This window comes from Candidatus Palauibacter australiensis (assembly GCA_026705295.1).
Classification (GTDB): Bacteria; Gemmatimonadota; Gemmatimonadetes; order Palauibacterales; family Palauibacteraceae; genus Palauibacter; species Palauibacter australiensis.
This window is the reverse complement of the sequence record JAPPBA010000052.1, coordinates 1-11,239: the sequence shown is the minus strand read 5'-3', so window position 1 is coordinate 11,239 and position 11,239 is coordinate 1. Positions and strand designations below refer to the sequence as shown.

Genomic DNA, 11,239 nt, shown 5'->3' with positions numbered 1-11,239 from the left:
CGCTCAGCGCGATCTTGCCCGGATCGTCCGCGTTCGTCACCCGGATCTTGACCGAAGCCGTGTCGGCAAGCTCGCCGTCGCTCGCCTCGACGCGCACCGCGAGCAGCGTGTCGCCGCTCTCGTAGTCGAGCGCCGCGCCGTCGGCCACCGTGATCTGGCCGGTCGCCTCCACGATCCCGAACAGCGCCTCGTCGCCGCCTTCGGCGAAGCTGTAGGACAGGGAAGGACTGTCCGGGTCGGTCGCCGCGACCGGCGCGCCGACGTTCGTGCCGCCCGGCGAGTTCTCCGGCACCTCGCGCTCGTACGCCGCGCCGAACGAGGGCCTCGCGTTCGCGGGCAGCACCTTCACCGCCGCGCTCACCGCCCGCTTGCCCGATCCGTGGCCGTCCGAATAGGTGATCACCAGCCGCAGCCACTTGCCCTCGTCGGCCGTCACCGGGTTGTACATCCGGCCCCTGCCGACCTCGTTCCACGAGTTGCCGTTGGCCGAGCGCTGCCATCGGCGCTGCCTGCCCGCGTTGCGCACGCCGTCCTCGTCCGTCAGCGTCGCGGTCATCTCGACGCCCACCCGCGCCACCTCCGGGTCAAGCGTGACCGTGCCGGGGTCGTCCGCGTTCGTCACGCGGATCGTCACCGTGGCGGTGTCCGCCAGTGTCCCATCTCTCGCCTCGACGCGCACCGCGTGGAGCGTGTCGCCGCTCTCGTAGTTCAGCGCCACGTCCTCGGCCACCGCGATCCGGCCAGTCTCCCCGTCGATCTCGAACGGGACCTCGGCTCCGCCGGGGACGAACGCATACGTCAGGTCGTCGTTGTCGCCGTCGGTGGCCGTCACGGGCTCGCCCACCGCCGTGCCGCCCGGCGAGTTCTCCGGCACCTCGCGCTCGTAGGCGTCCTCGGCGAACGACGGCGCCGCGTTTCCGGGCTGCACCTTCAACGCCGCGCTCACGGCCCACTTGCCCGGCCCATGGCGGTCGGAGTAGGTGAACACCACGCGCAGCCACCTGCCCGCGTCGCTCGTCACCGGGTTGTACATCCGGCCCCTGCCGACATCGTTCCAGGCGCTGCCGTTGGCCGAGCGCTGCCACTTTCGGCTCGTTCCCCCGCCGCGCACGCCGTCCTCGTCCGTCAGGGTCGCGGTCATCTCGACGCCCACGCGCGCCACCTCCGGGTCAAGCGTGACCGTGCCCGGATCGTCCGCGTTCGTCACGCGGATCGTCACCGAGGCCGTGTCCGCAAGCTCGCCGTCGCTCGCCTCGACACGCACCGTGAACAGCGTGTCCGCGCTCTCGTAGTTCAGCGCCGCGCCTTCCGCCACCGTGATCCGGCCCGTCGTCCCGTCGATCTCGAACGGTGCCTCGCCTCCGGCGGCGAAGCGGTACGTCAAGTCGTCCTGGTCGTCGTCGGTGGCCGTCACGGGCTCGCCCACCACGGTGCCGGGAGCCGAGTTCTCCGGCACCTCGCGCTCGTAGGCCTCCGCATCGAACGACGGAGCCCGGTTGTCCGGATCCGTCGTCCCCGCGCCCGGCTCCGACCACTCGCCCGCGCCCTCCGAACTGATCGCTCGGACCTGCGCCTCGTACGTGGTGCCCGCCTCCAGTCCGGTGATCGTGTGGGTCAACATCGCGCCCACCACGGGCGCGTCCTTCCATTCGCCGCCCGGCTTCGCCCGGTAGCGCAGATCGTAGTCCGTGATCTCTAGCCCCTCGTTCACGGGCGCGGTCCACGACACCTCCACCTCTTCGGTTCCGCCCGTCACGGTCGGCGCGTCCGGCTTGCCCGGGGCGGGCACGTCCGTCACCCGGATCGTCACCGCCGCCGTGGCCGCAAGCGTCCCGTCGCTCGCCCGGACGCTCACCTCGTAGGCCGTCTTGCCGCTCTCGTAGTCCAGCGCCGCGCCCTCGGCGACCTTGACCTGGCCGGTCGCCCCGTCGATCACGAACGGCGCTTCGTCCCCGCCGGTGACGAGGCTGTACGTCAAGTCGTCCTGGTCGTCGTCGGTGGCCGTCACCGGCGCTCCGACCTCCGTGCCGGGAGCCGAGTTCTCCGGCACTTCGCGCTCGTAGGTCTCCGCGTCGAACGACGGCGACCGGTTGTCCGGATCCGTCGTCCCCTCGCCCGGCTCCGACCACTCGCTCGCGCCCTCCGAACTCTTCGCGCGCACCTGCGCCTCGTACGTGGTGCCCGCATCGAGTCCCGTGATCTTGTCCGCCAGCACCGCGCCCACCGCCGTCGGTTCCGTCCAATCGCCGTCCGCCTTCGCCCGGTACCGGAGATCGTAGTTCGTGATCTCCGGCCCCTCGTTCGCGGGCGCGCTCCACGACACCTCCACCTCTCCGGTTCCGCCCGTCACGGTCGGCGCGGCCGGCTTGCCCGGCGCGGGTACGTCCGTCACCCGGATCGTGACCCCCACCGTGTCCGCAAGCGTCCCGTCGCTTGCCACCACCCGCACCGCGTGCAACGTGTCGCCGCGCTCGTAGTCCGGCGCCGCGCCCGCGGCCACCGTGATCTGGCCGCTCGACGCCACGATCCCGAACGGGCCGCCGCCCTGCCCAGCGAAGCTGTACGTCAGCGCGTCGCCGCCCGTGTCGAAAGCCGTCACCGGATCGCCGACCGCCGTGCCCGCCGCCGAGTTCTCCGCCACCTCGCGCTCGTAGGCGGGCAGGCCGAACCTCGGCGCCGCGTTCCGGACCGTCACCTCGAACGCCTGCTCGACCGTGCCGCCGTGGCCGTCGTCCGCCGTCACGGTCACGGTCGCTTCGCCCCGCTTCAGGCCGTTCACCGCCACCTGGCTCCCTCTCGCCGCCACATGGACCACATTCCCGTCCGACGAGGACGCCCGGTAGGCGAGGCTGTCCCCGTCGGGATCGCTGAACGCGCTCGACACCTCGACCAGCGCCGACGTGCCGTGGTCCAGCGTCAACGGATCGAGCGAGCCCACCGCCACCGGCGGAGTGTTCGGCACCGTCGCGAGGAACGCCTGCGAGACCGACGCGCCCTCCGGGTCCCGCGCCGTCACCGTCACCAGGCTCTCGCCCCGAGACACGCCCGTCACCAACACCTCGCTCCCGCTCACCTTCACCGTCGCCGCCGCCTCGTTCGACGACGACGCCTCGTACCGCAGCGTGTCCCCGTCCGGATCCCGGAAGTGCGGCGATGCGTCCACCACCACCGTCTCGCCCCGAGCGACCGTCAGCGCCGGGATCGCGCCCGCCACCCTCGGCGGCTCGTTCGCGCCCTCGACCGTCACCACGAACTCCTGGTCCGTGCGCCCGCCGTGCCCGTCGTCCGCTGTCACGGTCACCTTCGCAACGCCCTTCCGGATGCCCTCGAACCTCGCACGGTTCCCGGCCATGCCCACCGCCACCACGTCTCCGTCCGAGGAGACCGCCGTGTACGTCAGCGTGTCGCCCTCCAGGTCCCCGAAGTATCCCGGAACCGCCACGCTCGCCGTGTCGCCCCGCTCGATCGTCCGGTCCGGAATCGTGCCCAGCCGCTCCGGCGCGCGGTTGGGAACCGTCGCCACGAACTCCAGCGACACCGACCCGCCGCGCCCGTCCTCCGCCGTGACCGTTACCGGCGAGGCACCACGGAGCACGCCCGTCACCGTCAGCCGGTCCTCCCGCACCCGAACGGTCGCCACGGACTCGTTCAAGGAGACCGCGCCGTACCCGAGGTCGTCACCGTCCGGGTCGTAGAAGTGCTCCGCCAAGTCCACCAGCGAATGCTCCTTCGGCGCGAGCGTCATCGCCCGAATCGGCTTCACCACCTCCGGGGCCTCGTTCGCCTCCTCGACCGTCACATCGAAGCCCTGCGACGCCGAAGCGCCGTGCGTGTCGCGGGCCGTCACCGTTACCCGCGACTCGCCGGGAGACACGCCCCTCACCGTCACCTCGCTCCCGTCCGCCTTCACCGTCGCCGCCGACTCGTTCGACGACTGCGCTTCGTAGATGAGCGCGTCGGCGTCCGGGTCCCGGAAGTGCGAAGACACGTCCACCACCATCGAGTCGCCCGCCGCGAGCGTCATCGCCGGAATCGCGCTCACCACCTCCGGCGCGGCGTTCCCTTGACTCACGGTCACCTTGAAGTCCTGCGAGACCGACAGGCCGCGCGGATCCGCGGCGGCAACCGTCACGTCGGCGCTCCCCTTCGACACACCCCGGACCCACACCGTGTCATTGCTCACCCTCACCGTCGCCACGGTCCGGGCGGACGAGGATGCCGTGTACGTCAGCGCGTCGCTGTCGGGATCGCTGAAGTGCGGCGACACCCTCACCGCCACCGAGTCCCCGGCCACCACCGCGCGCGCCGGGATAACGCTCTCGATCACCGGAGCGCGGTTCGTCGGAGGCGGGGTCGTGACCGTGACCCTGAACTCCTGCTTGGCCGTCGCGCCGTACCGGTCCCTCGCCATCACGGTCACCTGCGCGCTCCCCACCGTCTTCCCCGTGTACTTCACCGTGCTCCCGGTGACGCTGACGCTCGCCACGCCCGTGGCGGAGGACGTGGCCGTATAGGTCAGGGCGTCGCCGTCCCGATCCTGGAAGTAACCCGACACCGACACGGTCCCCGACTCCCCCTTCCGCACCGGCTGCGCCGGAATCGTGCCCTTCGGCTCCGGCGCGCGGTTGTCCCGGATCGTCACCCGCACGTCGTCGGTGTCCGTGGTGGTATCGCAATCGGTCGTCACCGTCAGCCGGAACGTCAGCACTTCGTCCGCGGACACCAAAGGCGTGTCGAACCACGGCGTCGCCGTGTCCGCATCCGACAGCGTCACCGTCCGGCCGCCCACCTGCTTCCAGGCGTAGCTCGACTCGCCCGTGCTGCCCGACCCGTCGAGCGTCACCCGCCGCAGTTCGCGCGCGGTGCGGTTGTTGCCCGCGTTCGCAATCGGCGCCGTGCAGGTGGTGCCGCCGGGCTCGACCGTGATCTTCACCGATGCCGTACCCTCGTTGCGCGCCGGATCCCTAGCCGTTGCGGTCAGGTTGTACGTCGTCGCATCCAGGCTTCCGGCCACCGTGATCTCGCCGCCGTTCGCGTCGATCTGGAACTTGTTCGATCCCGACAAGGAATACGTGACCTTCTTGCCCTCCGGGTCTTTCGCGCTCACCGTGACCACATGGTCGTCCACCGATGCGGTGGTCAGCAATTTGGCGGAATAGCTCGAAGGCTTGAACACCGGCGCCTCGTCGGGGGGTGTCTTGACGACAACCTTCACCGGCGCGGTCCCTTCGTTGAGCGCCGGGTCTTTGGCCGTCGCGGTCAGGTTGTACATCGTCGCGCTCAGGGTTCCGGCCACCGTGATCTCGCCGCTGTTCGCGTCGATCCGGAACTTGTCCGATCCCGACAGCGAATACGTGACCTTCTTGCCCTCCGGATCCTCCGCGTACACGGTGGTGACAGGGTCGTCCACGGCTGCGGTGGTCAGCAGTTCGGCGGAATAGCTCGAAGGCTTGAACACCGGCGCCTCGTCGGGGGGTGTTTTGACGACAACCTTCACCGGCGCGGTCCCTTCGTTGAGCGCCGGGTCTTTGGCTGTCGCGGTCAGGTTGTACGTCGTCGCGCTCAGGGTCCCGGCCACCGTGATCTCGCCGCTGTTCGCGTCGATCCGGAACTTGTCCGATCCCGATAGCGAATACGTGACCTTCTTGCCCTCCGGGTCCTTCGCGTACACGGTGGTGACAGGGTCGCCCACGGACGCAGTGGTTCGCAGTTCGGCAGAATAGCTTGCCGGATCGAACACAGGTGCCTGATCGTTCAACACCGTCACTGTCACAGAGGCGCTGCCGCTGCCCTCGCGCCAGTCCTTGGCCGTCAACTCGAAGGTCAGATCCGTGTCTTGATCCACATCAGGCGCCCTGAAACTCGCACCAAGCGACGTGGAATTGGTGATGGACACCTGTGGGGCACCCGCGGTTTGTTCCCACCTGTAGTTCATCCTGTCGCCCTGGGGATCGGTTGCGTCACCCACCAAGGACACCGTCGTCCCTTCCTTGGCAGGATTCGGAGATGCCTCGGCCTCTACGTCCGGGTCGCCGTTCTCCTCGACCGTGATCGTCACGTCGTCCGAGTCGCTGAGGCCACCGGGATCGGTCACCGTCAGGGTGAACTTGTAGCGTGTCGTCTTGTCGACATCCGGCGCGGTGAAGCGCGGGGTTGCCGTGTTTGGATTGGCGAGCGTCAGGGGTCCCGTCCAACTGTACTCCAGGTCGTCGTCGTCTGGGTCGGTCGAGCCGGTGCCATCGAGGATTACCTCGTCCTTCTCGACAACTGTCTGATCGTCGCCCGCGTCGGCGTCGGGTGTCCGGTTGACCTTGATGGTCACATGGACGCTGTCGCTTCCCCCGCAGTCGTCGCTCACGCTCACCGTGATGTGATAGCTGCTCCGATTCAGGGTGCCGGTCGTGCGAATCTCCCCGGTCACGCTGTTGATCGCGAACTTGTTCTGTCCCCCGGTGATCGAGTAGAACGCGATGCTGTGCGTCTCGGCGGCCACGGTATCGACCACCGTGCCGCTGGGCACATTCTCGTTCAACGTGAACATGGTCTGCACGTCATCCGGAAACGCCACGGTGCACTGGATGAACGCGGCCCGCGCGTCCGCATTGACGCTGGCGGCGCTCGCGGTCGCGGCCCCCGCCGCGAGCGACGCCGGATCCAGGGACACATAGAACACCTCCACAGGCTCTGCGACGGCGTCCTGTAGCGTCTGCACGCTGATCGGCTTCGACGTCTCGCCCGGCTGGAACGACACGACCTCGTCAGCGGCCGTGTAGTCCCGCCCCGCCAAGGCCGTTCCATCGGTCGTCCACCACCGCACGGACACTTGGTCCGCCACCGGCGTCGACAGCCTCACCGTCGAACTCCATGCAGACCCTTCGCCGATGGTGTCCGGCATCGGCGTCAGAGACACCGACAGACTCCCGTCGTCCAAGATCGTGACCTTGGCCGGTGTCTGGTCCGCAACAACCGTGGCGGGACCCGTCGCGGTGGTGAGGGTGAGAACCACCGTCTCGCCTATGTCGAGGATGCCGTCGTCGATGGCCGCCAGCGCGATCCGTGCGCGGCTATCGCCTTGCGCCACCGTCGCCTCGCCGGATAGCGCCGTGTAATCCTCGCCAGCCACTGCCGTGCCCGAGATCGAGTACCGCACCGTGACCGCCCCCTCGGTCGTGCTGCCCGTCACCGACACCTCGAAGTGACCGGTCTTGCCCTCTTCTACTGTGCCGCCGTCCGGCGCGGCGAGCGTCACCTTGAGCGTGTCGGAGATCAATGGAGCGGCGGCCTCCGCAGACACCCGGTCGGGGGCGGCGGCGGCCGTCAGGATCAACCACGTCATCAGGGGCGCGAGGGTCCGTGCGACGGACCGCGTGGGGCAGGAAGTGAACCGAGGAAGGATGGGACCGGCAAGTCGAAGCGGGGTCATTGCGCAGGGGTGTCCTCAAAAAGGGGGGGGGCGGGGGGAGTCGTGGCCCGATATGGCCGGAGTTGGAAGCCATGTAGGCTACCAGAAACGCGCCTGAACGCAAGGGGCCGCACCTGCGAGGGCGTGGCTAAACCCTATGAGACCACGCTGCACCGGTTTCTTCGGCTAGCGGATGGCTGGTGGGAGACGACTGCCGCGCTCAGGGTGGGATGATCCGCACCACCTTGCCGCGCTTGTCCACGACCACCACGGGGCCTTCGATAATGTCGTCGGTCACGACACCTCCGCCGTCCTCGTCCGCATCCGCCGCATCCCCTCCAACGTCACCTTGCGCCTGCCCGCGCAGCGTGTACGGGTCCGCCTTGCTCACGTCCACTTCGTGGCCGAGATCCGCCAGCGCCTGCACCGTGATCGCCGTTACCAAGGTCTTGCCGATGCCGGACACCATGACATCGCCTGGAATCACGCGCTTCCGCCAGTGCCCCAGCCGGGAGCGACCCTCGTCTTCGAGCGGCACCTTGCCCCCGGGATAGTCCTGGCCGCCTGCCGCGTCGAACGCCGCGACCGCGCGCTGGCCCGCAAAGTGTGGATCCGAGTCTCCCGCCCGGTGCAGATCCTTCCAGTAGCCCATGCCCAGCGCGTGGCCGATCTCGTGCAGCGCCGTCTCGTAGAACGTGTAGGAGTATTGGCCCGACAGATACACGTCCGAGAACCAGTTTACCCCGAAGATGGGGAGTTCCGATCCTTCCCGTACGGCGCATCGGCTGGCGGATCCAACCGAGTTCCTAACGCCGAATCGCATGTACATGCCGATTACGAGGTCGTCCACGACCCCGACCAAGCGCGGCCCGGGGATTCCGTTGGCGCAGAACCCGGGCAGCGGACCATCGACGGGCACGTCCGGCAAGTCGCCTACCACGACCTCCATCCACCTGTCCGCCGCCCGCCGAATCTCTCGCTTCGCTTCCTCCGTGAAGCCGGGACCGAAGACCACTTCGATGTTGAAAGCGTCGGGATCGGGCGCCGGGACCACCCACGTTTGGAACTTCTGCACGGCCTTCAACCCTTCCGGATCCGTCGCGGTCACCGCCACCTCGGTGGTATCCTCCGATCCCGGCTCAAGCCACAAGGTCGCGCCGTCGATCCGGCCACGGGCAACGTTCGGGTCTCCGAAGTTCACCTCGTACACCAGCGAGTCGCCATCCGGGTCACGGAAGTATTCCGCCAGCGCAATCTCCGCCGATGGCCCGTTAGCTTGCAGCCGGTGTGCCTGGATCGCGGATCGGGTGACCGGTGTCTTGTTGCGCGCCACCGCGAACAGCGCCATCGACTCGCCCGATACCACTTGGAGAGCCTCGAATCCCTCTGCTACGCCCGGCGGGGTCCCAAGGCTAACGTGTGCCGCGACATCGTCCGCACCACCACCCCTCACCACCATCGCATCGCTCACCGTGTCGCCTGCTTGCACTGCGAGGAATCCGGCGGACCCTTTTCCCCGCTGCACCGACACCGGGATGCGGAACGGGTAGGGCGCGCCACCCGGCACCCGCAGCACCACCCGCGCAGGTCCCGGCGCGACTAGGTCGAGGGTGTCGGCTCGTCCCAATTCAGCATGCACCGGAAAAGGCGCGCCCGGGTTGCGGTGCAGGCGCACGTACTCCAGTTCGGACAGGCCCGCGAACAGGCCGCGCGGCAGCGAATCAAGGCCGTTGCCTTCCAACCTCAGTTCCTTCAGCCCGGGCGATCCCGCGAAGGCGTACGGCGGCAACTCCCGAATGCCGTTCGATCTTAGATCCAGCCTCGTGAGCTCCGGCAACCCGTCGAACAGTCCCTTCGGGACTTGCCTCATCCCGTTGCCAGCGAAGTACAGCCACCGGAGTCGTGGAGTCGCGTCGAAGATCCCCGGCGACAGGGCCGTCACCCAGTTCCAGTCAAGACTAAGCACTTCCAATTGCGCCAAGCCCTTGAAGACATCCGGCGGAAGCGACTCCAAGGCGTTTCCGCTAAGCCCTAGCTGACCAAGGCTCGACAAGTGCTGGAACACCCCCGGCGGCAGTTCTGTCAGCCCGTTGTCGACGAGCGCCAAGGACCGCAGGCTGCCGAGACCCGCGAAGAGATCCGGCGAGAGCGTCGTCAGGCGATTCACGCCCAGCCACAGCAGATTCAGCGCCGGTAGGCCTTGGAACACGGCGGGCGGCAGTTCGTTCAACTGGTTGGCCGTGAGGAACAGGTCTTCCAAGCGCCGCAAGCCTGCGAAGACATCGGGCGGAAGAGTCGTGAGGCGGTTGCCGGACAAGACCAGCCTTTGGAGTTTCGTAAGCCCCAAGAAAACGCCCTGCGGAAGCTCGCTCAGTTGGTTGTGGCCCAGGTCGAGCGACTCGACTAGCCTCATGTCGGCGAAGACATCCTCGGGTAGAACCGTCAGTTGATTATCGCTCAGGTCCAGTTGCTCCATGCTTCGAAGCCCATCAAAGACCCCGGCGGGAAGCTCCGTAAGTCGGTTTCCGCGAAGCGGCAAGAACCTCAGGTTTGGCAGCCCCGCGAAGTCTCCGGGACGCAGTCTCAGGATGCCTTGCTCGGCCAGGTAAAGGTGGTCCACGAGACTGAGATGCTCCTCGGACACCGCCGCGCAGCCTGCGAGATCGAAGCGATACTCAAGCGATTGCACGATGGCCTCGCTCACCGCCGGAGTGCGGTTGCACGCCCCCTCGCCCGACACCGCCGTCGCTTCAAGTGTCACCGCCGCGGCGCTCGCCGCCCTCGCCGCCCTCGCCACCACCCGTTGTTTCCCCAGATCCGAAGCCAGCGTCCAGACTGACTGCGCCAGCCCCAAGCTGTCGGTCGCCGTCACTTCCGGCTCCGCACGACCGGTTCCCGCTTCCGGTTCGAACCGCACGGTCGCGCTAGGGACTCCCCGCCCCCACTCGTCAAGCACCCGCACCACCAACGGCTCCGGCAAGGCATGGCCCGCCAATGCCCACTGGTCCCCCCCCGACCATGCCTGAACCGCGACCACGGTCTCGTCTGGCTCCAGAGCGACCGCCCCGATTTCGACATCGGTCGCGCCGTCCGCTGAGACCGCCAGGGTCTGCCGTCCGGACTCAGGTCCGAGGGTCCACTCGACCGCAGCAACCCCAAAGCTGTCGCTGAGCACTTCGCTCGGCTCGACCCTTCCGTTGCCGATGCCTGCCTCGAACCTCACCGGCGCCCCGGACACCGGCGCGTCACCGGCGTCCAACACTCGCACTCCGACTGGCTCGACCGGCGGTAGCCCCGCGGCTGCCCGCTGCGCCTCCCCGAAGACTTCCAGCGAGGCGGCGGCCTGGCGCACATGGACCACCGCCCGGGCCGTCTTCCCCGCATGCTGGGCCGTCAGATAGGAATCTCCGTTGCCGCGTGCCGTCACCGTCCCGTTCGCGTCCACCACGAACACCGTCGTGTCCTGGCTGCTCCACCGCACTTGGCCTGGTCCCGTCCCGCCTCCGCCCCGGACCGTGAACCCGAGTCGCTGCCCCATGTGCGTCAGGGTCACCGAGTCCGGCACGATTTCGAGCGACGGCTCCGGCTCGGCCACCCCACCCGGATCGCACGCTTCGAGGGCGGCAAGGAACAGCGTAGAGGCGACAACCGGCAAAGCCAGCGGTAGCTCCCGGGCACGGTTCAATGCAGACGGAACGGGGAGAGGGTTCGATGGATCTCCGCTCGTGTCCGTTGCGCGGCTTCTCGTTCGCATAGTCCTTCCAAGTCGGGCTCGATCACGATCCCTAGTGCTCAAAGATGCCCAACTCCCAGCTCATCGGGCAAACGGCCGCGTGC

Annotated in this window: 2 protein-coding genes; both read right to left on the bottom strand. The window is 68.3% G+C overall.

What is annotated here, in order from left to right; translation table 11 throughout:
- On the bottom strand, positions 1 to 7,336 hold a 7,336-nt coding region (locus OXN85_03835), incomplete at its 3' end, for a cadherin domain-containing protein (GenBank protein MCY3599093.1).
- Positions 7,337 to 7,622: 286 nt separating this feature from the next.
- Positions 7,623 to 11,057 carry a leucine-rich repeat protein gene (locus OXN85_03830; GenBank protein ID MCY3599092.1) on the bottom strand — a complete coding sequence of 1,145 codons (3,435 nt, stop codon included), beginning with the start codon at positions 11,055 to 11,057 and terminating at the stop codon, positions 7,623 to 7,625.
- Between the last annotated feature and the right edge of the window lie 182 nt (positions 11,058 to 11,239).